The organism is Streptomyces lacaronensis (assembly GCF_047337785.1).
GTDB lineage: Bacteria > Actinomycetota > Actinomycetes > Streptomycetales > Streptomycetaceae > Streptomyces > Streptomyces lycopersici.
In genome coordinates this window covers 11,795,050-11,817,834 of sequence record NZ_JBLHDK010000003.1, presented here as the reverse complement: position 1 = coordinate 11,817,834, position 22,785 = coordinate 11,795,050, and the positions used below count along the sequence as shown (strand labels likewise).

At 66.9% G+C, this 22,785-nt stretch carries 18 protein-coding genes and 6 pseudogenes; 11 read left to right on the top strand and 13 right to left on the bottom strand.

Annotation, left to right across the window (positions count from 1 at the left end; all coding sequences use genetic code 11):
- Nucleotides 1-113: 113 nt before the first annotated feature.
- The 6 genes and pseudogenes from ACMTAK_RS50690 to ACMTAK_RS50665 form a co-directional block, all read right to left on the bottom strand.
- Nucleotides 114-1,391: an IS701 family transposase gene (locus tag ACMTAK_RS50690; protein ID WP_413812467.1), complete on the bottom strand. Its 1,278-nt coding sequence runs from the start codon at nucleotides 1,389-1,391 to the stop codon at nucleotides 114-116.
- A gap of 52 nt (nucleotides 1,392-1,443) precedes the next feature.
- A pseudogene (locus ACMTAK_RS50685) lies at nucleotides 1,444-1,965 on the bottom strand (IS630 family transposase); the annotation flags it as partial.
- Nucleotides 1,966-2,133: 168 nt separating this feature from the next.
- Nucleotides 2,134-3,177, bottom strand: a complete 1,044-nt coding sequence (locus ACMTAK_RS50680; RefSeq protein ID WP_413812466.1) for an alpha/beta hydrolase — start codon at nucleotides 3,175-3,177, stop codon at nucleotides 2,134-2,136.
- Nucleotides 3,178-3,717: 540 nt separating this feature from the next.
- Nucleotides 3,718-4,431: an ISAs1 family transposase gene (locus tag ACMTAK_RS50675; RefSeq protein WP_413813241.1), complete on the bottom strand. Its 714-nt coding sequence runs from the start codon at nucleotides 4,429-4,431 to the stop codon at nucleotides 3,718-3,720.
- Nucleotides 4,364-4,807: a transposase family protein gene (locus ACMTAK_RS50670; protein ID WP_413812465.1), complete on the bottom strand. Its 444-nt coding sequence runs from the start codon at nucleotides 4,805-4,807 to the stop codon at nucleotides 4,364-4,366. The genes ACMTAK_RS50675 and ACMTAK_RS50670 overlap by 68 nt, the downstream gene beginning before the upstream one ends.
- A 200-nt stretch (nucleotides 4,808-5,007) precedes the next feature.
- Nucleotides 5,008-5,613: a dihydrofolate reductase family protein gene (locus ACMTAK_RS50665; protein WP_413812464.1), complete on the bottom strand. Its 606-nt coding sequence runs from the start codon at nucleotides 5,611-5,613 to the stop codon at nucleotides 5,008-5,010.
- A gap of 323 nt (nucleotides 5,614-5,936) precedes the next feature.
- Here ACMTAK_RS50665 and ACMTAK_RS50660 point away from each other — a divergent pair.
- Nucleotides 5,937-6,088: pseudogene (locus ACMTAK_RS50660) on the top strand (integrase); the annotation flags it as partial.
- A gap of 22 nt (nucleotides 6,089-6,110) precedes the next feature.
- Nucleotides 6,111-6,293, top strand: coding sequence for a hypothetical protein (locus tag ACMTAK_RS50655; RefSeq protein ID WP_413812463.1), 183 nt, complete (start codon nucleotides 6,111-6,113; stop codon nucleotides 6,291-6,293).
- A gap of 328 nt (nucleotides 6,294-6,621) precedes the next feature.
- On the opposite strand, the gene ACMTAK_RS50650 is transcribed toward ACMTAK_RS50655, so the two are convergent.
- Nucleotides 6,622-7,464 carry a MerR family transcriptional regulator gene (locus ACMTAK_RS50650; RefSeq protein WP_413812462.1) on the bottom strand — a complete coding sequence of 281 codons (843 nt, stop codon included), beginning with the start codon at nucleotides 7,462-7,464 and terminating at the stop codon, nucleotides 6,622-6,624.
- Nucleotides 7,465-7,933: 469 nt separating this feature from the next.
- Between ACMTAK_RS50650 and ACMTAK_RS50645 the strand changes: the two are divergent.
- A pseudogene (locus tag ACMTAK_RS50645) lies at nucleotides 7,934-8,916 on the top strand (IS5 family transposase).
- A gap of 77 nt (nucleotides 8,917-8,993) precedes the next feature.
- Nucleotides 8,994-10,407: pseudogene (locus ACMTAK_RS50640) on the top strand (ISAzo13 family transposase); the annotation flags it as partial.
- A 477-nt stretch (nucleotides 10,408-10,884) separates the two neighbouring features.
- On the opposite strand, the gene ACMTAK_RS50635 reads toward ACMTAK_RS50640, so the two are convergent.
- Entirely contained in the window at nucleotides 10,885-11,427 is a 543-nt protein-coding gene (locus ACMTAK_RS50635; RefSeq protein ID WP_413812461.1) for a class I SAM-dependent methyltransferase, read from the bottom strand.
- Between the two features lie 198 nt (nucleotides 11,428-11,625).
- Here ACMTAK_RS50635 and ACMTAK_RS50630 point away from each other — a divergent pair.
- A pseudogene (locus tag ACMTAK_RS50630) lies at nucleotides 11,626-11,724 on the top strand (IS5/IS1182 family transposase); the annotation flags it as partial.
- Between the two features lie 47 nt (nucleotides 11,725-11,771).
- Nucleotides 11,772-12,269 carry a DinB family protein gene (locus tag ACMTAK_RS50625; protein WP_413812460.1) on the top strand — a complete coding sequence of 166 codons (498 nt, stop codon included), beginning with the start codon at nucleotides 11,772-11,774 and terminating at the stop codon, nucleotides 12,267-12,269.
- A 91-nt stretch (nucleotides 12,270-12,360) separates the two neighbouring features.
- Here ACMTAK_RS50625 and ACMTAK_RS50620 read toward each other — a convergent pair.
- The 5 genes and pseudogenes from ACMTAK_RS50620 to ACMTAK_RS50595 form a co-directional block, all read right to left on the bottom strand.
- Nucleotides 12,361-12,633: pseudogene (locus ACMTAK_RS50620) on the bottom strand (IS5/IS1182 family transposase); the annotation flags it as partial.
- A gap of 951 nt (nucleotides 12,634-13,584) precedes the next feature.
- Complete coding sequence (locus tag ACMTAK_RS50610) at nucleotides 13,585-14,505, bottom strand: fumarylacetoacetate hydrolase family protein (RefSeq protein WP_413812459.1); 921 nt, start codon at nucleotides 14,503-14,505, stop codon at nucleotides 13,585-13,587.
- 12 nt (nucleotides 14,506-14,517) lie between these two features.
- On the bottom strand, nucleotides 14,518-15,783 hold the full coding sequence (locus tag ACMTAK_RS50605) for an FAD-dependent monooxygenase (RefSeq protein ID WP_413812458.1): 1,266 nt from the start codon (nucleotides 15,781-15,783) through the stop codon (nucleotides 14,518-14,520).
- Nucleotides 15,780-16,928 carry a cupin domain-containing protein gene (locus ACMTAK_RS50600; RefSeq protein ID WP_413812457.1) on the bottom strand — a complete coding sequence of 383 codons (1,149 nt, stop codon included), beginning with the start codon at nucleotides 16,926-16,928 and terminating at the stop codon, nucleotides 15,780-15,782. The genes ACMTAK_RS50605 and ACMTAK_RS50600 overlap by 4 nt, the downstream gene beginning before the upstream one ends.
- Nucleotides 16,929-17,069: 141 nt before the next feature.
- Nucleotides 17,070-17,975 (bottom strand): SDR family oxidoreductase, encoded by a 906-nt coding sequence (locus ACMTAK_RS50595; protein WP_413812456.1) that lies wholly within the window; start codon nucleotides 17,973-17,975, stop codon nucleotides 17,070-17,072.
- A 368-nt stretch (nucleotides 17,976-18,343) separates the two neighbouring features.
- On the opposite strand from ACMTAK_RS50595, the gene ACMTAK_RS50590 reads away from it, so the two are divergent.
- The 5 genes from ACMTAK_RS50590 to ACMTAK_RS50570 all read left to right on the top strand — a co-directional run bounded on the left by ACMTAK_RS50590 (nucleotide 18,344) and on the right by ACMTAK_RS50570 (nucleotide 22,761).
- Entirely contained in the window at nucleotides 18,344-19,273 is a 930-nt protein-coding gene (locus ACMTAK_RS50590) for a MarR family winged helix-turn-helix transcriptional regulator (protein ID WP_413812455.1), read from the top strand.
- A gap of 279 nt (nucleotides 19,274-19,552) precedes the next feature.
- Complete coding sequence (locus ACMTAK_RS50585) at nucleotides 19,553-20,242, top strand: hypothetical protein (RefSeq protein WP_413812454.1); 690 nt, start codon at nucleotides 19,553-19,555, stop codon at nucleotides 20,240-20,242.
- Between the two features lie 123 nt (nucleotides 20,243-20,365).
- Complete coding sequence (locus tag ACMTAK_RS50580) at nucleotides 20,366-21,424, top strand: hypothetical protein (RefSeq protein ID WP_413812453.1); 1,059 nt, start codon at nucleotides 20,366-20,368, stop codon at nucleotides 21,422-21,424.
- A 61-nt stretch (nucleotides 21,425-21,485) separates the two neighbouring features.
- Nucleotides 21,486-21,896, top strand: a complete 411-nt coding sequence (locus ACMTAK_RS50575) for a nuclear transport factor 2 family protein (RefSeq protein WP_413812452.1) — start codon at nucleotides 21,486-21,488, stop codon at nucleotides 21,894-21,896.
- A gap of 145 nt (nucleotides 21,897-22,041) precedes the next feature.
- Nucleotides 22,042-22,761: an SDR family oxidoreductase gene (locus ACMTAK_RS50570; RefSeq protein ID WP_413812451.1), complete on the top strand. Its 720-nt coding sequence runs from the start codon at nucleotides 22,042-22,044 to the stop codon at nucleotides 22,759-22,761.
- Nucleotides 22,762-22,785: the final 24 nt, after the last annotated feature.

Sequence of the window (22,785 nt, the reverse complement as noted above, 5' to 3'; positions counted from 1 at the left end):
CAACTGGAGACAGTCCCTAGTAGGACTCCGTTAGGTCTGTCTCGATCTTGGTGTTGTGTGTGTTCTGCTGGGCAGGGGTTGGTGGCAGGTGGTGCAGATGCCGGTCCAGCAGTTCAGCAGGTCCTGGAGGGTGTCGAGGATCTGGTAGAGGGTGAGTCCGGTGTGTCGGCTTTTGGGGACAGGCGCTGTTCGGTGAGGAAGGCGTGGGCGGCGGTGACGAGGGTGACGTGATGGTGCCAGCCGTTGAAGGAGCGTCCTTCGAAGTGGTCCAGGCCCAGGCCGTGCTTGAGTTCGCGGTCATCGTGCTCGATCCGCCAGCGGATCTTGGCCAGCCGCACCAGGCGGCGCAGGGCAGTACCGGTGGGCAGGCTGGTCAGCCAGTAGTCGGTGGGCTCGTCCTGGTGGGGTGGCCATTCGGCGAGGAGGGTCTCGAGGGGCAGGGTGCCGTCCCAGGCGGCGCGTCCGCCGGCCTGCTCGCGGGCCACTGTGCGGGCCGCGACACCGGCGGGACGCACTTCCATCACGATGAAGCGGCCGGTCATCGCACCGCGGCTGCCCCGCCGCCAGGTGCATCGCCGTAGCGACCCTCGCCCGGCTGCCATGACCAGGTCTTTCACCGGGCGGGCGGGGTCGCGGTAGCGGGGCAGGCGGGGTGCGCCGGCCCGGCCGGCCCGTTCCGGCGCGGTGGGCACGGCATCGGCGGGGTGCGCGCTGGTGTCCCCGCGCACGGCGGTGATGTAGTCCACACCGCGCTCGCGCAGCCCGGCGCGGAAGGCGTGGCTTTGGCCGTATCCGGCGTCGGCGACCATCACTGGCGGCGTCAGGCCCCACCCGGCCAGCTCGTCCAGGACATCCAGCGCCAGCCGCCACTTCTCCCGGTGCCGCTCGTCCTCCGGCATTCCGCACGCCTGTCGCCGCTGGAGGTCGGTGTCCCACTCCCTGGGCAGGAACAGCCGCCATCCCAGGGGAAGGGAAGCGGTGTCGCTGACCGCATGCACACTCACCGCTACCTGGCAGTTCGCCTGCTTGCCCAGGGCGCCGCAGTACTGGCGGGCGACGGCCACCGACATCCGGCCGTCCTTGGGAAAGGACACATCGTCGACCACGAAGGCGTCCGGGCCGATCCGCGGCACCATCCGCTCCGCGATCCGCCGACGCACCGGCACCGGATCCCACGTGGACTGGTTCACGAACTGCTGCAGGTTCTGCTCGTTTCCGTCCGGCAGCCGCGAGGCCATGGCCTGGATGGACTTGCGTCGACCGTCCAGCATCAGTCCCCGCAGATAGCAGTCACCCTTGGCCCGCTGGTCCTTGCGCGGCACCGAGGCGAACACATCCGCCACGAATAACGCCAACGACGCCCGAACACGATTGACTTCATGTGCGTCCATACACCCCATGTGCCCCCGAAGACGGTCGACACACAGACCTAACGGAGTCCTACTAGTGTCCTGCGCCGGAGATCCGTCGGCAGAAGCGGGCGAGGGAGTCGAGGATTTCTTCGGCTGTCTTGGTCCAGATGAACGGCTTGGGGTCTTCGTTCCAGTTCTTGACCCAGGCGCGGATGTCAGCTTCGAGGGCCTGGACGTTCTGGTGTGCGCCACGGCGGATCATCTGGTCGGCCAGGAAGCCAAACCATCGCTCGACCTGGTTGATCCAGGAGGAGCCGGTCGGGGTGAAGTGGAGCTGGAACCGCGGGTGTTTGCCAAGCCACGCCTTGATCGCGGGGGTTTTGTGGGTACCGTAGTTGTCCACGATCAGGTGGACCTGCAGGTGCGCGGGCACCTCTTTGTCGATGCGGATCAGGAACTTCTTGAACTCCGCTGCCCGGTGCCTGCGGTGCAGGGCACTGATGACCTCGCCGGTTGCGACATCGAATGCGGCGAACAGGGTGGTCAGCCCGTTGCGGACGTAGTCATGGGTGCGTCGTTCGGGCATGCCCGGCATTATCGGCAGGACCGGCTGGGACCCGGCACAGGCTGCGCAGAGCGGGTGGCACGCAAAGCGCCTGGCCAGCCACCGTACTGCGACAAAGACACCCTTCAGGGACGCGACAGCCGAGTGTGTGGTCAGAAAATGGTCCTGACGCTGTGAGTTCCAGAGCTCGACCAGACCTTTGCACGTGGTGCGGACTCACCCCATCTCGATCGCCCGCATCAGGAGCGGGAACACCTTCTCGAACTCGCGCGCCCAGTAGGGCCACGTGTGCGTGCCGGTGTAGGTCTCGAAGGTCACGTCGAGTTCATGGCTGGTCGCCCGCTTGACGAACTCCTGGTTCTGCAGCAATTGGGATGCCTCGAATCGGGCGGAGACGTCGGAAGGATCGGTTCCAGGTGGATCCAGCGGGCCGATCCGCCCGTTGCCGCAGGATACGAACAGCTTCGTGCCACGCAAGTTCTCTACGAGATCCGCCGGGTTGTGCGCTGCCCATACGGCGCGCTGGGCCGTCGGATCGCCGAAGAGGCCGAGCGGGTCATACCCGTTCGGCGCGATGTGTGTCCGTAAGAGCCACGTCGCGTACGGGTCGGAGGAGACGGGCTCGACGGTCGGGTGGAGCATATCGAGCGTACCGCTGAAGGACGCCGCCGCCCGGAAGGAACCGGGATGGCGAGCGGCGTACGACATCGCGCCGAAGCCCCCCATCGACAGACCGGCAATCGCGCGCCGGTCGGCGGCACGGAGCCCCCGCACGAGGATCTGCGAGAGCTCCACCAGGTGGAAGGTTTCCCAGCCAGGCTTATTTCCTGCACCACGGGCCCACCAGTCCGTGTAGAAGCCGAGTTCTCCACCGTCCGGCATGACGACCAACACGTCGCGCTTACGGGAGAGGCCCGCGATGTCGCTGTGCCGCGCCCAGTCCACATAGGCGCCGTAACCGCCATGGAGAAGATAGAGGACCGGCCATGAGGCACTGGACCGCGTCCCGAACCGACGCGGAAGGATGATGCGCGCAGATGCGGCGTGGCCCAGCGCAACCGAGTCGATCGTGATGTCCACCGTGTTCGGATCAAGGAAGTTCTGCGCGATCACGCTCGCGCCGTTGTCGGCCCGGACTCCGATGAGGTGCGGTTTTCGCGCATCACGGCCGCTCGCCAGAGCGACACCCTGCGACATCGTCGCGGCGGCTCCGGCCGTCGAAGCAACCCCGAAGAAACGCCTCCGATTGAGCGTCGTCATTGTGCGTCCTTCCCCGATGCGCTCCCTCATTACCGCGACCATCACCATGATGGGCCATTAACTGAAGTGACTTCAATTTAGGATCAAAATACAAGTCCCGCTTTGCGCGCGTCAAGAGTCGATCCCTGTGGGTGCCGGGGTTCATGTCACCTGGGCTGACCTGTTGCTTCGGACCTGCCCAGATCTCAGGAACGACGAGCCGTTTTGAGGCAGCATTCCGGTCGTGGTGATACGGCTGATCTACCTGCTCGCCTGCCAGACCTTCCGATGGCTTGCCCTGCTCGCCCGCTCGAGCGCGACGAAAGACGCAGAGACCTTGATGCTCCGGCATCAACTCGCCATCGCACGACGCGCCCAGCCACGGCCTCCCTTCTCCTGGAGTGACCGGGCCGTCATGGCGGCACTGCTCCGGATGATCGTCAGCAAGCAGCGGCGTTCACAAGTGGCCTTGCTGATCTCTCCGCGGGCGGTCCTGCGCTGGCACGCACGACTCATCGCCTGGAAGTGGACCTACCCATCCCGTCGTCCGGCAGGGCGGCTTCAAGTTCCCGAAGGGTACGGGCTGTCGGTGATGCCCATGATCCATGCGGCGTGTTCGGGTAGGTCCCGGATCGCCCGGGTGGTCTTGGCGCTGTTCGTCGCGCCGAGCAGTCGCAGGCGTCCGATCGCCAGGTTCCGAAGCGATGCCATGGCCCGTGGTGCGGTGCCGGTGTGGACGGTGGAGGCGTCCTCGGCGAAGGTCCGGTCCCTCACATGGTGGCTGGAGTTTTCCACTGCCCAGTGTCCGCGAACGTATCCGGCCAGGTCAGCCGGGGTGGTCTGGTGGACATCCAGGCTGGTGACGGCGTAGACAGTCTCGCGTGACTGTTTGCGCCCGGTCTCCTGGCGGCGGCGCACCCGCAGCGCCTGCCGGCCGTAGGGGAAGGCCAGCCCGCCCGTGGACGCTGCGAGGGTGAGCGTCTTGAGTGAGCGGGATTCCCGTCGGCCGTGTCCGGACTGCGAGGCGGTGTGTGCGATGGGCACCTCGTCCCACGGCAGGTTGGTCAGCTGCGCGAACGCGGTCGGCTGGTTGCCCTTGATGACCGCGAGGTAGTGGGCGTCCTTGTCCTGTACCAGCCAGCGGACCTGGTCCTTGACGCTGTGCATCGCATCGAAGGTGATCACAGCCCCGGCCAGGTCCAGCGACTCAAGCAGCGGGCGGAACGCGGCCGTCTCGTTCGTCTTGGCACCGACCTCCCGCTGGGCGAGGGTGATCGTGGCGTTCGGCCAGGTAGGCGCCCTCGGCCGTGTCCAGGGCGTCGCCGTCGACGGCGGCCAGGATCCGGGTGATGATGGGGTGAGAGGGGGCACGGTAGCGGCCGGGCAGGTGGCGGCGCACCCCCATCCGTGCCAGCAGGCCGACGGCGGCGCGCTGGCCCCACTCGGCGATCTCCTCGATGGTCCGCGCGCCGGAGACCACCGCGCACGAGCAGATCAGCAGCACGCTGACCAGGGGATACCAACGGCCGCGGCGCGAGCGCGGGTCAGGGACGCGCTCGAGATGGGCGCGCAGACGCCCGATTCCGCGCTCGTCGAGCGGACCCGGTTCGATCAGGACGACAAGGATGGGCGGAGATGAGCGGGCAGGCACGGGACCTCTTCGTGATCAGCTGGCTTCGACACCAACGTGATCACTGGCTCCGTGCCTGTTCTGCTGCGGCGTCAACCCCCGCCGCACAGCGGCGATGGACCGGGCTTCCTGACGTTGGCCGTTCGCCCCCTATGAGGTCTTGCTCCGCGCCCGCCGGCGCCGGGGCCTGGCGGCCGTCCAGACCGGCGGACGGGGCGACGTCACGCAGGGACGCCGAGCGGCGGGTGCTCGAGCACGCGGGGCTTGTACTCGACCAGCTGGATGCGGCCGTCGAAGGTGCGGTGCTCGATCATCTCGAGGGCAACGTCCGGATAGCCGTCGTAGATGCGTTCTTCGCCCGTGGCCCCGGTGATCACCGGGAACATCACGACCCGGAAGCGGTCGACGAGTCCGGCTCGTAGCAGGGACCGGCACAGGCTGAGGCTGCCGATCGTGCTGAGGAGCCCCGAGCCACTCGACTTCATGGCGCGGACCGCCTCGACGGCGTCGTCGCGAACGAGCTTGGAGTTGGCCCATGTCAGTGGCTCCTCGAGTGAGGAGGAGAACACCACCTTGGACGCTTGCGTGAGCTCGTCGACGGACGCCTCTTCTTCGGGCCTGAACTCGTCTTGGCCATTCGGGGCCTCGCCTGCGGCGAAGCCCGACATCAGGCGGTAGGTGTTCGCTCCCATCAGGTAGGTGACCTCGGGCTGCTCGCCGAGCCATGCGAGGTACTCCGGGCCCTCGAGGCCCCAGAACCCGGGCCATCCCTCTCCCGATGCGTGGCCGTCGAGGGAGGTGATGAAGTCGACGAGAAGCTCCGACATGGCGGTGTCCTTTCCTAGGGGTGTCATGAGCTTGGACCGGCCCGGAGCCACAAACTCATCGGCCGCGCTGTGGAGTAACGAGAAAACCCGTGACGCCGCAGCCGATCAGGTCGGCGGAGCGGCATCGCTTCGGAGGGCCGGAGGCCTACATAATTGCACTATGCACGCAGTCGGGTAATGATCTCCACGCGATTTGGGAACGGCGGTTTGAGTTCTGTCAAAGCCCCAGCTCAGCCCCACCCGTGAACGGCCCCGACGATCTACGCGATCCCGGAACTTGAAGCCGCCCTGGTCGTCCGGGCCGACCACCGAAACCAGAGACCCTGCGCCAACTGGTCCTGCGCCTGGCGAAGGAGAACCCGGGCTGGGATACCGCCGCGTCCACGGAGAGCTCCTCGGCCTTGGACGTGACGTCGCGGCCTCCACTGTCTGGACCATTCTGAAGCAAGCAGGGATCGGCCCATCGCCACAGCGGAAATTCGCTGAGCCTGGGCCAAATGGTGGGCGCCACCGTGCCGCTGACCGTGGTACGCCCCAGCAGGAACGATCCGACTATGCGCTTCACGCTCAACCAGGGCCCGCCTGAAAAGAACTGGATGGCCGACCAGATGCCGCAAGTATGGCTACGCGCGCTGGTCCCCTGGTCCGACACCCGCGCGCTGCAAATCACGAAGGCATGACGCCGTCACCTCGAACAGAGCCTTCCCAACAGTGGGCTGACCGGCACAAACTGCCCTGTCCCGACGCCGTGCACGGAGCTCCCTACATCTCGGTGGCTGGCACATCGACACGGACAACCATCAAGCGCGACAACAGCCGGTTCTCCGTGGAGTTGCCGGCCTTCCAGGGCCGATGAGGGCATGGGGTGTCAGCGGCCAGTCCGGAATCCCGACGTACGGCCAGTTGAGATGTCACTCTCGGTTTCGGATTGACCGGTTCCTGATGTGGCCGGTCACGTACAGGTGGACGGGATGGGATGCCGGCCAGGTCGGTACCGGGCACAGGTGATCAACTGTCTGCGGAGGCGTCTTGGCCGACGAGTTGTGCCACGCGCTCCATGCAGCGCATCCGGGCAGGAGAGAAGTCGTAGGGCATCTTGGTAATCGCCTCCAAGGCGCCCATCTGCGTGTCCTCCTCCTCTGCCAGGTCGGCGTCGTAGGTCTCGAAGAGCTCGTCATCGGCCGTGTCCAGCCCGGCTGCCGTGATGGCCTGCACGAGGGCCATGTGGTGGGTGTATCGCTGTACGGCGATTTCCTCGACGCGCGGGTCATCGGGGTCGACGCCGTCGTCGAGGGCGGCCTCGGCCTCGTCGAGACGGTCCTCCTCGGCCCGTAGGTCGGGATGGGTGGCCAGCACGATGTACACGCCGGCCTGTAGTGCGGAGCCGAGCGGACCGAAGATCCGTTCCGTGACCAGCAGGGCCTCCATGTCGGAGGCGCGCAATGCGCCAGGGGGCAGGTGGCTGAGCCGATCCGTCACCGGCTCGGAGAGCAGGCCCTGCGGGCTGCCCACAGCCCGCAGGCGCCCGACGGCCGCGCGCTGACGTTTGATGTCGGCCTCCTGGGCAGCCAGGGATTCCTCCAGCCGGCCCAGGGTCTCCTCGATGTCCCCGGATTCGTCGAAGGCAGCTCGCATGTCGTCCAGACTGATGCCGACCTCCGCCATTCTGCGGATCCACAACAGGCGGATCATGTCGTCGTAGCCGTAGCGGCGGCGGCCGTCTCCACCGCGCTCGGGTTCCGGTAGCAGACCGATCTGGTGGTAGTGGCGGATAGCGCGTGGGGTGGTCCCGGCGAAGGCGGCAGCAGCGCCTATCTTGACCTGGCGGGGCGGTGTGACGAAGGGGTACATCGCAGACGGAGCCTTTCGTGCTGTGGTGCCTCGACGACACCACATGCCGCTACGGCAGGTGCAACAACACACCACCCTCGTAACGATACTCGCGAAGAGCGCGAGCAACGGGCCCCGACGCCGCGCAAGCGGCCGGCGGGGCCGGATTCGGTGCCAGTCTGGGCCGGAGTGGCGAACGAGCCCTCCCCATCTGTCCACTTCGGGGGCATGGCGACATTACCTGTCCGAGCGTGAGCTGCCGATGAGCGAGCAGGACAAGGACGTGGAGATCCTTGCACTACGGCTATCGGCTCGCGGTTCTGGAACACCAACTCGGCAGAAGAAAAGCCCGATTCAGCCCAGCGACCGGGCGTTCCTGGGGGCGCTGCTGCACCGGCTGCCCCTGCCCGCCCCGCGGCGTGTACGTCTAGGGACTGTCTCCGGTTGTGATCAAGCCCCGGGGTGGGGGCCGGTCCGATAAGACTGTGCTGTGACGCGTGCGCAACTCACCGACCTTGAGTGGGAGTTCATCGAGCCGTTCCTGCCGGTCGGCAGGTTCGGCCCGTACCCCGAGCGGCTGCGTGAGCAGTTCGAGGGGGTGATCTGGCGGTTCCGCACCGGCAGCCAGTGGAGAGAGATGCCCGAGCGGTTCGGCGCCTGGCAGACCGTCTACAACCGCTTCATGCGATGGCGGGACGCGGGCGTCTTCCAGACCCTGCTGGACGAAGCGATCGCCGAGGCCGCCCGCAGGGACGAGATCGACATGTCCCTGGTCAGCGTGGACTCCACCACCGCGCGGGCCCATCACGACGCCGCCGGCATGCGGGTCAGCGAACAGACTCTGGCCGCACTCGAGGAGGCAGCCTCGCAAAAGGGGGAGCATCGCAGGGACAAGGCGGGCAGGACGGCGAAAGCGATCCGGTCCGGGCCGAACGCCGGCGCATCCGCTTGCGACGGCGGGCCCGGCTGAAGGCCGCCCTGCTCGGACGGTCGCGCGGCGGGCTGACCAGCAAGATCCACCTGGCTGCCGACCGGCGGTGCCGGCCGATGGCGCTCCTTCTGACCGCCGGACAGGCCGCCGACAGCCCGCAGTTCATCCCGGTTCTGAGCAAGGTACGGGTCCGTCTGCCGGTCGGCCGTCCCCGCACCCGGCCGGCTGCCGTGGCCGGTGATAAGGCCTACTCCTCCCGCGCCAACCGAGCCCATCTGCGCAAACGCCGCATCAAGGCAGTCATCCCGGAGAAGAGGGACCAGGCCGCCAACCGCAGGAAGAAAGGCAGCCGGGGCGGCAGGCCCGTCACCCACAATGCCGATCTCTACCGCGACCGCAACACGGTCGAGCGGGCCATCAACAGGATGAAGGACTGGCGAGGCATCGCGACCCGCTACGACAAGACGCCCGAGAGCTACCTCGCCGGACTCCATCTCCGCGCAGCGACCATCTGGATCAGCAGCATCCTGAAAGCCCAATGATCACAACTGGAAACAGTCCCTAAGGGCTTGCAGATCATCAAGGTGTTGCTTCCCGTCCGATGGCTCGTTGATGTGGTATGCGCATCCCGGACGAGATCCGTACCCAACTCGCTGTGAAGTTTGCGGTGTTGTTCCCACATATGGATGAGCGACAGCGACGGCCGCTGATGGCCGCAGAGGCCCGTGTCCTAGGACACGGTGGTGTTCGGGCCGTCGCGCGGGCGGCCTCGGTGAGTGAGACCACGGTCCGCAAGGGCGTGTTCGAGTTGGAGGCCGGCGAGGAGCCTCTGGGGCGGGTTCGGCGGCCGGGCGGGGGCCGCAAGAGGGTCGCAGATCTCGATCCGGGGCTGCGGCCGGCCCTCCTGGCGCTGGTCGAGCCCGACGAGCGCCGTGATCCGATGTCGCCGCTGCGGTGGACGGTGAAGTCGACCCGCACGCTGGCGCGGGAGCTGGCCCGGAGCGGGCACAAAGTCAGTGCGGACACCGTCGCGGACCTGCTGCGGGAGGAAGGCTTCAGTCTGCAGGCCAACGCCAAGACCATCGAGGGCAGCCAGCATCCGGACCGGGATGCCCAGTTCCGCTATCTAAACGAGCAGGCCCGTGATCACCGGGATACCGGCCAGCCGGTGATCAGCGTGGACACCAAGAAGAAGGAGCTCGTCGGCGAGTTCAAGAACAACGGCCGCCAGTGGCGGCCTGTGGCTGATCCTGTGCCGGTGAACGTCCATGACTTCGCCGACCCGCAGCTGGGCAAGGCCGTCCCGTATGGGATCTACGATCTCGCGGCGAACACCGGCTGGGTCAATGTGGGCACCGATCACGACACCGCCGCGTTCGCAGTGGAGTCGATCCGCCGCTGGTGGTGCGGCCAGGGCCGGGCCGCCTACCCGCAGGCGACACGACTGCTCATCACCGCCGACGCGGGCGGCTCGAACGGCTACCGCACCCGGGCCTGGAAGCTCGAACTCGCCCGGCTCGCGGCCGAAACAGGACTGATGATCACCGTGTGCCACCTGCCGCCGGGCACATCGAAGTGGAACAAGATCGAGCATCGGCTCTTCTCGCACATCACCTTGAACTGGCGCGGCCGCCCGCTGACCAGCCACGAAGTCATCGTCCAGTCCATCGCTGCGACCACCACCCGCACCGGACTGCGCGTCATGGCCGAGCTGGACACCAACATCTACCCAACCGGAGTCCAGATCGGCGACGCGGAGATGGCGGCCCTGCCACTGACCCGACACGCCTTCCACGGCGACTGGAACTATGCCGTGCACCCCCAGCCGTGCCCTGCCAACCCAGCGCCCCGGCCTCCGCAGGAACCCGCCCCGGAGTGGGACCATGCTCTCCTGTCCGACCCCGTCCTGACCGGCATGTCCGGGGCAGCAACTGAGCGATCTCACCAACACTTTGGCCCTCGACGGCGACGTCAAGCGCGGCCGCCCGCCCCGACTCGCCTTCCCCGACCAGGTCCTGGCGGCCGTCCTTCACCCCGCGCGATCCTCAGCGCCCTGGTCCCGCTCCTGCCGAGAAGGCTACGCGAACACAGAGCTGTCACCCCGGCACCCTCCTGCGCTGGCATCGCCGCCTCGTAGCACGGAAATGGACCTACCCACACAGGAGCTGCCGCCCTCCCCTCGACGAAGCAATCGCCACGTTCATCGAACGGCTCGCGAGAGAGAACCCGTCCTGGGGGTACAAGCGGATCCAAGGCGAGCTGATGCGGCTCGGCCACCGCATCGGTGCCTCCACCATACAACCGGCACACCCACCCACCAGTCCCGGAAGCAACTACCCCGGACGGTACCGATCCACCCGTCCCGGACAACGTCACCGACCTCAAGGCCCATCGAACCGAACAACGGCCCGTTCTCGGTGGCCTGGTGAACGAGTATCGCCAGGCTGCCTGACCGAAGGGCATCCCCACAGCGCACAGCATCGAATCGTATTTTCGAGTAACACAGGGCATTAGGGCTTGATATGCACGGAAACGGCATACTTCCCGTCGGTGTAAGGGTCGCGAGCCCACGTCGCGTACCTGGCTTCAACGACGAGTCCCACCGCACGACAGTGCGCGTCATAGTCGTCCAGCGTGTAACCGCGGTCCAGGGCGAAACCCCCGATGAGACGCCCGGCCGGACGCACGTGGGCCGCCGCCCCGGCCACCAGGGCCGGTTCCGTTCCCGGCGGGGTGAACAGAGGGACGTTGCCCGCCAGCACCACGACATCGAATGACAACCCCAGGTCGAGGTTGATCAGATCCCGCAGGTACCAGCGGATCTCCGGGGCCAGCCGACGGGCGGTGGCGAGCATCGACTCGTCGGTGTCCACACCCGCCACATCGATCCCGTGACGGGCCAGCTCGATGGCCACCCGACCGGTACCGCAACCCGCATCGAGGACCGTGGCGGGCTGGAAGGAACGGACCAGCGCGGCCTCACCGTGGATATCCCCTCCTTCGGCGGCGATGCGGTCAAACCGGGACTGGTACTCATCACCGTTCCACATCATGCGGCCAGAGTGTCACATGCGCGGATGCGCGCGACCATGCGGGCAGCGAGCGACTCGGCCACTTCCGGAATCTGCCCGAGGAAGCTGTCGTCAGCCTCACTCAGCCCCTTCGACGGCGTGCTTGGCACACTATTTCACGTTGATCGTCCGCGCACACGCCAAGTGCCGCGCTACCGCACTTGTCGCCCCCCAGTTGCGCTCCGTACCCGCTACGAGCGGCGCGCCGACCTCCACCAGGGCCTCCTTGAACTCGCCTGTGGCGTCATCTGCCTCCGACGGCTCCGAACGGCATCCTGAAACGCTCAGTGAGCCGGATGTCAGTGGGGCCGCATAGAGTCCGGCCCATGGCTGACACTGAACTCACGACGCTGCTCAGCGTCCTGAACAGCAAGCGCAGGCACGTCCTGGACATCCTGGAGGGCCTGGACGAGGAGGCGCTGCGGCGCCCGGTTCTGCCGTCCGGATGGACATGCCTTGGGCTGGTGCACCATCTCGCTCTGGACGACGAGAAGTTCTGGTTCCGCGCGGTTGCTGCGGGGGAGCAAGCGGCGATCGAAGAGATCCTCGGGGCCGGGGAGAACGCGTGGCAGCCCGCCCCGGAGAAGACAGCCGAGGAGATCTTCGCTCTGTACCGGAAGGAAGGGAAGCTCGCCGACACCTTCCTGGCCGGCGCCGACCTGAGCGCGGCCCCGAGCTGGTGGCCGGACTTCTTCGGCAACTGGCACCTCGACAACCTGCGCGAAGTCATCCTGCACGTGATCACCGAGACCGCCACCCACGCCGGCCACTTGGACGTCGTGCGCGAACTCATCGACGGCAGGCAGAGGTTGGTCCTCACCTGACGCGAGAGCCGCTCCACCGACCAAGATCGCCGAGCGCGAGGTCCAGAGTTCAACTCATTCCGAACGAGCAGTTAACCGACCGGCGAATGGATCACTTGAGGCGGCGGCTGGTGGGGCGGCCATCCCAGCGGTAGCGGCTGCGTGCCTGCCAGATCAGCATGCGAAGTGTGACGAGGGTAGCGGCGAGGTAGAGGTAGAAGTCCACGACCCTGCCGTTTCTCTCGGTGCAGCGCCGAAGCTTGCCGTAGCCGTTCATCCACGAATGCGTGCGCTCGACGGGCCAGCGCCTGCCGGCCTGGATCGGGGCGGGCACACCCTTGCGGGCGATCTCGGCAGTGAACCCCAACTCGGCCAACTTGATTCGGCCAGGTGCTCGGGCCTGCCACAACTGCGATGCCGCGACCGTCCTCATTCCGGCGCTCGAACTCGGTGAAGGCTACGCGTAGCAGCCGAACCAGATGGTTGTCCGTCACGGTAAAGGCGCGGAGGCCCTGACGGTCATTGCCGAGGGTGTAACCGCACGTCCAGGGACGCCCTTCGTGTTCCTGTCCGAAAAGCTTTCCCTGCTGAACGGCGATTTTGAGAGCTCCCACGGCGCGGGACTCGTCATCGTCCCATTGCCAGGTGTTCTCAGCCCCTCGGCTGCACAGCAGCTCCTCGATCGCCGGGGCCGCAGATGAGACCCAGCCGCCGTCGATCGCGTCACCGGGCCGGAACCCCTCGACGTTCTCCATGCTGCCGAAGAGGACGACGTCCACCGACCGCCCCTCGCCGCAACGGGCACGGACATGGCACAGAACAGCCTCATTCGCGGCATAGCTGCAAACGAACTCCGCAAACTCCACGTGTCCGATGCCCTGGACGTAGACAACGGGCGCCGGACGGTCGAAGGCGGTGGCAGCCAGAGGCCCGAGCTTCTTGATGATCCGCTCCGCGGTGCGCAGGCGGTTCTGGGCGCGGGTGCCCTCGCGAGTACCACCGAGCCAGCTGACCATGAGGAAAATCCCAGCTCGCAACCAGTGAAGCCGTTCTGAAGCGCTACGGGCTCCCGGCACGGGCCGGACGCATCCCGACGGGCTGGCGGCCGAGCCGGACGACCATGCGCTCGGCCGCTCGCGCGGCGGCCTAACCACCAAGATTCACCTCACAGTCGACGCCTCCTTCCACGTCCTGGCCGCGGTCATCACCAGCAGGCCCGCGGCGTCGCGACACGCTACGACAAGTTGGCCGTCCGCTACGAAGCCACCATTCAACTCACCTTGATACGGCAGTCGCTGTGACCTCATTTCAAACACGCCCTAGGGGACGGGTTGGCTCACCGCTCGGCAACCTGCGTCGGTGCTGACGGAGGAACCGGTCCGCGCTGTGCGCCGCGGGTGGGGCAGGGCACGGCGCCGTCGGTGTCGACCTTTACCGTGAGGCGGTCCAGGCCGGTGATCTCGAGTTCAACGTTGTCGCCATGGTGCACTTGGCCTACCCCTTCAGGGGTTCCGGTGGTGAGGATGTCGCCTGGCAGGAGCGTCATCACCGATGATACGTAGGCGATCAGGCGCGGCACGCTCCAGATCAGGTCCCTGAGGTCCGCGCGCTGGCGGAGAGAATCGTTGACCCACAGGTGAAGTTCGAGATCCTCGATTCGCCCCACCTCATCGGCGGTTACGGCTGTCGGTCCGACGGGCGTGAAGGTGTCGAACGATTTGCGCACTGATCGGTCCTCGCCGCCGCGCATCGTCATGTCGAGCAAGCAGGTGTAGCCGAATACGGCATCCAAAGCGTTGGCCTCAGAAGTGTTCCGGGTCTCGCGCCCGATGATCACCGCAAATTCGCCTTCTTGGTCGAATCGTCGATCGACATAAGGCAGGCGGACCGTGCCCCGGTCGCCGAGGACCGAACTCGGCGCCTTAAGGAACACTCCCAGTGAGTCGATGTGCGCCGCCTCGTTCATCTCCGCCTGATGAGCGTGGTAATTCACCGGCGCAGCGACGATCTTCGGCGGGTCGGGAACGATCGGCAACAAGACGACGTTGGAGGCGTCGACGACTGGTGCGCGCGGCAAGAGATCGGCGACGTCCACGTCGCGAGACGCCGCAATGAGACGTCTCATGGGACTGCCGCCCTGCGCCGGATTCGGCGGAGCGGGCAGCAGATCGGTCAGATCGAGGATGGTGCCGGAACCGCGCTCGAGAACGCCCACCCGCGGCGGGCCCGCGGGGTCGGCGAAGGACAGGTATCGCATTGCTGCTCCCCCTCAGGCAGTCGGGACGACTGTGGATTCGCCAGGTCGGATCACGGTCAACGCGGGGGCCGACGTACCCGGTGACGCCGGCGCGTAGAGCCAATCGAGCTCGTGATAGTCATTGGCTGCCCGCATTGAGAACACCCGGTTGCGCAGAGCGAGCACTGTCGGGTCCTCGGTGTGCCACAGATCCCCCCACGGGCGAGCGCTTGTCTGGCACCTCGCAGCACGGGGCCGACGTACGCGTTCGAAATCCCCGTACGCACGCGGCACGTCGACCACGCCCTCGTGGGTGTGCACCGCGAAGCGGTATCCGAGCTCAACGGCGTCCTCAAGGGCTTGGCACGCACCCTGGCCGAGGTACTGCAGCATCGGGTGTGCCGCATCGCCTGTGAGCACGAGGGGGCCGTTGGACCACGATGAGGCGGGAGCCCGGTCGTACATGGGCCAGCGTTGCGCCCGCCCGACCTGGGCCACGGCACTGCGAACAGTTGAGCACGTGGCCGCGAACGCTGCGTCGAGCTCGTCAGGCCCGCCCCACGTAGCCGGCTCGGTGAAACCCTGCTGATAGCGCTCGCTCTTGAAAACGGCTACCTGGTTGTAGAGCTCGCCGTTGCGGACGGGGTATTGCATGAGATGAAGTCCCGGTCCGATCCACAACACGATGGCGTTACGGGCCGGGGTGTGGGGCGCGACCTCGGCGGGCACCGTTCCTCGATACGCCACGTATCCGCTGCAAGAGGCCTCGTCGTCGATCACATGGCGACGGAGGGTGGAGTGCAATCCGTCCGCCGCGATGAGCGCCGGGGTCTGGTACGACGACCCGTCCGCGCATCGCAGCAGCGCACTCCTGCTGCCGACTTCGACATCGACGACGTCGCGATCGGTCTCGAGGGTGACCAGCGGATGTCGCCGGCAGTGCTCGACCAGTCGCTGCAGCAGGTCGTGCCGGTGCAGCACCAGGTAGGGGTATCCGAACCTGGCGGCAAAGTCGGCGCCGAGGTCCAGTGTGGTCAAGCGTTCACCGGAGATCGCGTCCATGAGCACCGCCTCAGCCGGGGCCACCGATGCAGGCACGATGTCGTCAAGGACACCCAGGGCGTCGAGCGCGCGGCTGGCGTTGGGACCGAATTGAAGACCCGCGCCGATCTCGCCGAATTCTTCCGCTCGCTCGATCAGATGGACCTGTTGACCGTTCCTGGCAAGGGACAGCGCGGTTGCCAGGCCGCCGATGCCTCCACCGACCACGAGAGCTGGTACCCGATGCGCTTTGCTCATCCGCGAGATCCAATCCGCGCAGTTGTGGGACGCATCGTCGCATCGTGCGTCGAGACGGCAGAAGGTATACCCCCAGCTGTCCGACTGAGGTTCTCCGTACGCATCAGGTCGAGTGCCTCGAGCACCGGTGCATCGCTGGTGCTGAAAACGTCGAGCTCATCAGAGGCGCGCAGCGACCAGGCGGTCCACGAGGGCACCGCTACGACGTCGCCCGGCGCGAGCGGGTACCGCTGCGAACCGACCGCGACCTCCCCGTCGCCGTGGAGGACGCACAACACGCGCCCGCCCGTCTGCCGGACGAGATCGCTCGAGTGTCCGGCCCTGACACGCATGATCTCGCACCGCATCGTGGGCAACACATCGCCGCCGTGGACGGGATCGCTGTACCTCAAAAATGCGTGCGTTCCGCCCGACGTGTCGAGCAAGGCGTCGAGGGCACGGTCAGTGTCGCGCCACCGGTAGGCGAGCAGGGGCGATCGGCGAGCCGAAGTCCCGGGCGCGTCAACTGGCACCAGACCGGGTCCGCCGCCGAAGAAAGCCTCGGAGGCCGACCGCTCGGCGACCCGGGTGTCCGGCTGTTCGGACGGACCCTCTTCGAAGAACACCGCATCCAGCGCGCTGACTACCGGCAGATCAAGGACGTCGAGCCAGATCATCGGATCGCCGGTGGGATTGTGGTGTTCGTGGAACGTCCAACTCGGGGTCAGGATCAAGTCGCCGGTGCCCATGTGCAGCGGATCGCCGTCGACGAGGGTCCACACGCCTTCGCCGGCAACGATGAAGCGCAACGCAGCCGGGGTGTGGCGGTGCGCCGGGGCGACCTCGTGCCCGCGCAGATACTGGACGGCGGCCCACAGTGTTGACACCGCGTACGGCGCACCTCCGAGACCGGGATTGCAGCAGGCGAGCACGCGACGATCACCACCACGGTCGACGGGAACGAGTTCACCCGCTCGCTCGGCGAGCGCCTTCAGCGTCCGTCCCGGCCAATGGGCGGGCACGCCCGCTACTCGGGGTTGAGAGGTCAGTAGGCCGGACAGCTCCCACAAGGGCTGCAGCGAGTGCTCCGACAGTTGGCTGTAGAACGCGTCAAGCAGGGGGTCTGGTGCCGTGAAACGTTGGGTCGCCATATCCGCTCCGATCATCCACACTCATACGTGTACGTCGCTACAGGCTCGACAGTGGTCGCCCGTTCTCGCACGGGGAGACGCATCGACCGGTTCCGTGCACGAATCGCCAGCGACGACTCATCGCGCCGACGCCATCCACGCCGTCGCTCTCGTCCCTCACGCCTTCGCGAAGTAGTGCCCCTCGCCCAGGTCGTCCAGCAGGCTGAGCTCGGTCGGCCGCCAATCGCAGGTCTCGCGGGTGATGGCGCTGGAGACCGGACTGTCGGCCTTGAGGAACGGGGCGACCCAGCCGAAGTGCTCGTCGATCCGGTCTACCGGCACCGACCGGGTCCGCATGTCCAAGTGACGCCCGATGGCCTCGGCGATCTCGCGCAACGAGATGCCCTCCTCCGCAACGGCGTGCAGGTACCCGGTCACCTCCGTCTCGACGGCGATCCGGAACAATCGAGCCGTGTCCCGGACGTGGACTGCGGACCAGCGCGCCGCACCGTCTGCTGGGTAGCCGGAGAATCCGCAGTTCCGGGCGGTCTCGATGAGACTCGGTATGAACCCGTTGTCGCCCTCGCCGTGGCTCGTGGGCGGCAGACGGACGACGACCGGGCGCAGGCCGTGCGCCGACAGCGCGAGAGCGGCGTGGTCGGACGGCTTGCGGAGGGCGACCAAAGCGCCCGGCGGCGCTTCGTCGCGTTCGGTCGCGACGACACCGTCCTGAGCGAGTCCCACGGTTGCGGAGGCGACCGCGATGGTTCCGCCGGGGCGTAGTCCTTCGCCGAGGGTCTTGATCGTGACGACATCCACGGCCACCGCCTCCTCGATGTTCCCGGCAAGCGCCAGCTCGACCGGGAACGCGAGGTGGATCACGGCGTCGGATCCGGCGGCGGCGGCGCGCAGGAGATCGAGATCTTCGATGCTGCCGCGGACGCTGGCGGCACCGCTCGCCTCGATGGCGGCGGCCGACTTGTCGGAGCGGGCGAGGCCGGTGACGTGGTGTCCGGCGGACAGGAGTTCCGGCACGACGGCCGAGCCGATCCAGCCGGACGCTCCGGTTACGAAAACGCGCATGCAGATTCCGCTCCTAAGGCAGTGGGGTGAGCAACGAGAGTCGAGTTCTTGACACTGCGGTCCCCATCGACCGAAGACCGCTGTCCGGTCCGACCGGTAGGTGCGTCGGGTGCGAGTGATCCAGCCGATCTTCTCGAAGATAGTCCGTATACGTTCGATTCCCTGACCGTAGGAGACAGTCCCACGTGCGTCAAGGCGCTGCGCCGGCGCGAAGGATCGGCGTCGCCACCTGGACCCTCTCGACGGGCGCCTACGCCCCCGGGCCGCAGCAGCGGGGCGGCCCCACGGTCCCGCGATAGGATTCCTCCTACTCGGGACGGAGCGCGGGCGGTACGTCCGAATCCGCATCGACGCAGGAAGGTCTCTCAGTGAGCGAGGCGAGTGCCGGACGCGGCCGAGCGGCCGAAGGTGCTCCGATACTGGCGTTGCGCGAAGCGGCGGGACACCTCGTCCGCCGAGCGCAACAGCGCCACACATCGCTGTGGTCGCAAGAGTTCGACGGCGCACTCACCGGCCCCCAGTACGCGGTGATCTCGGCGATCGGGGCAGAGTGCGGATTGGATCAGCGAGCCGTAGGCCAGCGCGCCTCGTTGGACAAGTCCAGCGTCGGCGACATCATCGCCCGCCTCGAGGGCCAGGGATGGCTCCGCCTCGCCAAAGACCCCTCTGACGGCCGTCGCAAGACCTTGCGTCTCACCTCACTGGCGCGGACCGCTCTCCCCGACATAACGCGCCGGGTCCTCCTGGTCCAGGAGCGGCTACTCGCGCCACTGCCGTCTGCAACCCGTGAGGAGTTCGTCGAGGCGCTGCGTCTCGTGGCCTACGCCGGCAATCCCCCGCTGCCCGGCGTGGCAGGAGACCAGGTCCTGGCCCTGGGAAGCACACCCGGCCACCTGATCCGTCGCACCCAACAGGTTCACACCGTCGCATGGACCGAGGAAGTCGGCCGCAACATCACCGCGCCCCAATACGCCGTCCTCAGCGCACTGTGGGCACACCCGGACGGAATCGACCAGGGCACCGGCGCCGACCTTGCGTCGTTGGATCCGTCGACCATGGCGGACGTCGTGGCGCGCCTGGTGCGACGGGGCTGGGTACTGCGGACCAAGGATCCCGCCGACGCACGTCGTCGGCTGCTGCGGCTCCCCGACGGGGTCGTCGGCGAACTCCGTCAACTCCGGCCCGCCGTAGAGCGGGTTCAGGACAGGCTGTTGCGCCCCCTGGCCGACGAGACAACCCGCGCCGGCTTCCTGCACCACTTGGGTCACCTGGCCTACGCCGACGACATCAGGCCCTGACCTGTCGACGACGGGCTCACCGGGCACGATCACCAGGCCCCACAGCGCGCCGATCAGCAAGCACCCAGTGACGAAACGTACTTCGCGGTGTTGACTTACCCGATTCACGGGCCTAGCGTTCCAGAAATAGTACGTACACGTAATGACTTGCCAGTGGCTCGAACCGAGCGGCGAGGCGACCTGCGACGCCAGCGGCCTTGCGCAACGCGCCGGCTCCGCCGCACAAGGCCCGGGTCGGCCTGAAGGCACGACTTCCGCTCGGCTGAGAAAGGACGTGAGATGCCGCTCAACAGATTGGGCCGCGTGGTCAGTACCGAGGGTCCAGGTTCACCCCAGCTCACCCACCTCCCCTGGGCGGAGAGCACGGCAGTGGCGCTCGACCGGTACCGCGATCAGTTGCCGTCCGCCGACGAGCGCGCCCGAGTCGCCGAATATCGGATGACACCTCGCGAGTTCCTCGAGAATCCGCATCTCAGAGTCGAAGCATTGGAGAACGAGCTCGCCCACAGCTTCGACCTTCTGTGGCACGCGCTGGAGGAGACGGTCGACGTCGACGTCGCGTGCCGAGTCAGCTACGCCGCAGGGATGATCCACGGCAAACGACGGCTTGGCACATTCCTCGCCGGACGCGGGTCCGCCGGGGGCGCGGAGTCGATGGCCATGTGGCAGGATACGGCTCATTCCTCGGCCGGACCACGACACACGACGGCGCTGTTCGCCCGGTACAGCGAGGAACTCGTCGAAGTGGTCCGTACCGACGATTCCTTCGGCACCACGAGGATGGCGGAATCCCCCGTACGCGCTGCCTTCTTCGACGGTTTCATCGACGGATATCAGGCTGTCGATCCAGCTCTCACCGCAGTCGACGAGATGACCCGCGAGACCGCCGACGGCACGGTCGAGACCGTTCACCGGTTCTGGTACCGCCGGACAGCCGCGGCCCGTCGCGAAGCATCGTCATCGCCCTGACCAGGTGAAACCGCGAGCCACGGCCGGGGCCTGGACTCCGACGCGACAACGCAGTGGTTCCGCGGTTGTCTGAGCGCGCGCAACAGCCTGACGAGCGAGACGTCACATAGGAATGGAGTCCAAGTGGAAGACACCGTTTATCCGCACAGCTGGACCCGAGAGGGCTTCTTGGGGGACGCCGCGGTCACGCTACGACCCCATCCCATCACCGACTACGTCTCGGTGGTCGGACCCCATGCGCCTCACCGGATCGACATCACGAAGATCAAGGCGCTCGACGCGTCCGACCCGGCGGAGCCACCGACGATCTTCGCCCGTTCCAGCACCGGCCTGACCCTCGCGGTCTCGGCACGCTCAGAGCCGACCCCGTTCGTGTGGCGCAACGCCGAGTACGACGAAGTGCATTTCGTGCAGGACGGCGAGTTCGACTACGTCACGGACTGGGGAACGTTGGCGGTCCGCGAGGGTGACTTCGTCTTCCTGCCGCGCGCGGCGTCGTACCGAGTGATCCCCACGACGCAGTCGACATTGCGGGTCATCATCGAGACTCCCGAGACGATCGGCCTCAACCCGGAAGCGTTGCGCGGCATGGTCAACACGGCGCGGGATGTGCACCGCCCCGACACCGCCCGCACCTCTCAGCAGAGCGGCGAGACAATTCTGCTGATCAGGGCCGCCGACGGCATCACACGCTTCACCATGAAAGACGACCCGTTGGCAATGACGTCGCTGGTCGCCGGGCAACCGCCAGTCTGGAAGGTCAACCTGGCCGACATCCAAGCGACCGTTTACCTGCCTCACGGTGGACCGCCGACCCACTTCGCGGAGACGCCGACCAAGGACCTCCTTCTCTATCCTGCGAGCTCGCGGCCCGGCGGGCGTCCCCCTCAGCACCACAACGCTGACTACGACGAGCTGCTGTTCTACTTCCGCGGTCCCGCCCCCTATGGCGGGCTGAGCGAGCCCGGCAGCACGGTTTGGATCCCGAAGGCCGTCGCCCACCGGGGCCCCGAGGAGGACGTTGAAGGCGGGTTCGAGGCTTGGCTCGTCGAGAGCGGTGGGACGCTCCGGTTGACGTCCGAAGGACTCGCGGCCGCCGTTCTCATGGAGACGAGCGAGTTCCACCCGCTCCAGCGCAGCGAAACCGCGGACGGCGGGCAGGAGACTCCCAGCACCGATTGACCCGCGTCCACAACGACACCGAACCGAGACCGCTCACCCGCGCGAACTCAACGAGGCAACCATGAAAGCATCTACCGAACATCCCAATGCGGCTCTCCTGCGCCGCGCCTACAGTGACTTCGACTTCCTGTTCGAGAATTGCGCCGAAGACATTGTGGTCCATCCCCAAGGGACGGCAGGACTGGGGAAGGGCGACGTCGTGGGCAAGGCGAACTTCATCCTCCGTGCCGAAGAGATGAAGCGCCTGTCGGGCGACTCGCTCTCGGAGCCGGTGGAACTCGTAATCGCCAACGACTACTTCGGTGCCTCGTTCGCCCGGTTCCAGGTCCAGCGCGGCACCGACCAGCTGGACGTTCCCATCTGTGGCATGTGGCGCTTCTCGGAGGGGCTGCTCGTCGAGCACTGGGAACTCTGCGCGGATTGGCCGGCCGTCGAGCACTTCTTCGGCGACGCCCAGGCCGACCTCGACTGAACGGCGTTGTGCGTGACCGCGCACGACCGGCCGGGGCCGGATCACCCGAACCTCTTGCGTCCGGTTCCGGTGTCGGTACGGCGGGTGTGCTGAAACGCCCGCCCGCCGTACCCCCTTCGAGTCACGTCATGAGAAATGGAGCGCAATGTCCCTCGCAGCAGAATCACGGGTCGTAGTCGTCGGCGGCACCAGCGGCATCGGCCTTGCCGTCGCTCACGCGGTGTCGAAGCGGGGCGCTGGAGTCGTCATCGGCTCTCGTTCGACAAAGTCGGTGGACGAGGCGCTCGACGGCTTGCCCGGCGCGAGAGGCCGGCAGGTGGATGTCACCGACCTCACCTCGCTGCAGTCGTTCTTCGCCGAGGCGGGCGAGTTCGACCACCTCGTCTACACGGCCGGTGACGACATCGTCCGCGCGCCCATCGCCGACTACACCCCGGAGAAGGCGCACGCGTTCTTCGACGTCCGGGTGTTCAGAGCCTTCGACACCATCCGTGCCGCGCTCTCGACGCTACGCCCGACAGGGTCGATCACTCTCACGAGCGGCGCGGGTGCTTACCTCGGCGGTCCGGGAAGACTGCTGAGTGCCGCAGTCGGTGGATCACTCATCTCGGCAGGGCAGTCCCTGGCCTCCGAACTCGCCCCGATTCGGGTCAACGTCATCGTTCCGGGCATCGTCAGCACGCCGCTCTACGCCAGCATGCCTCAGCAGGCGCGAGACGAGATGTTCGCCCATGCGGGTTCTCACACCCTCGTCGGCAGGGCCGCGGAACCGGAAGAGATCGCCCAGTCGTACGTGCACCTGATGGAGGCCGACTACGTCACCGGCACTGTGTCCCTGGTCGAGGGCGGGCTCCTTCGCGCCTAGGGCCCTTCTGGCGGACCTTAAGGC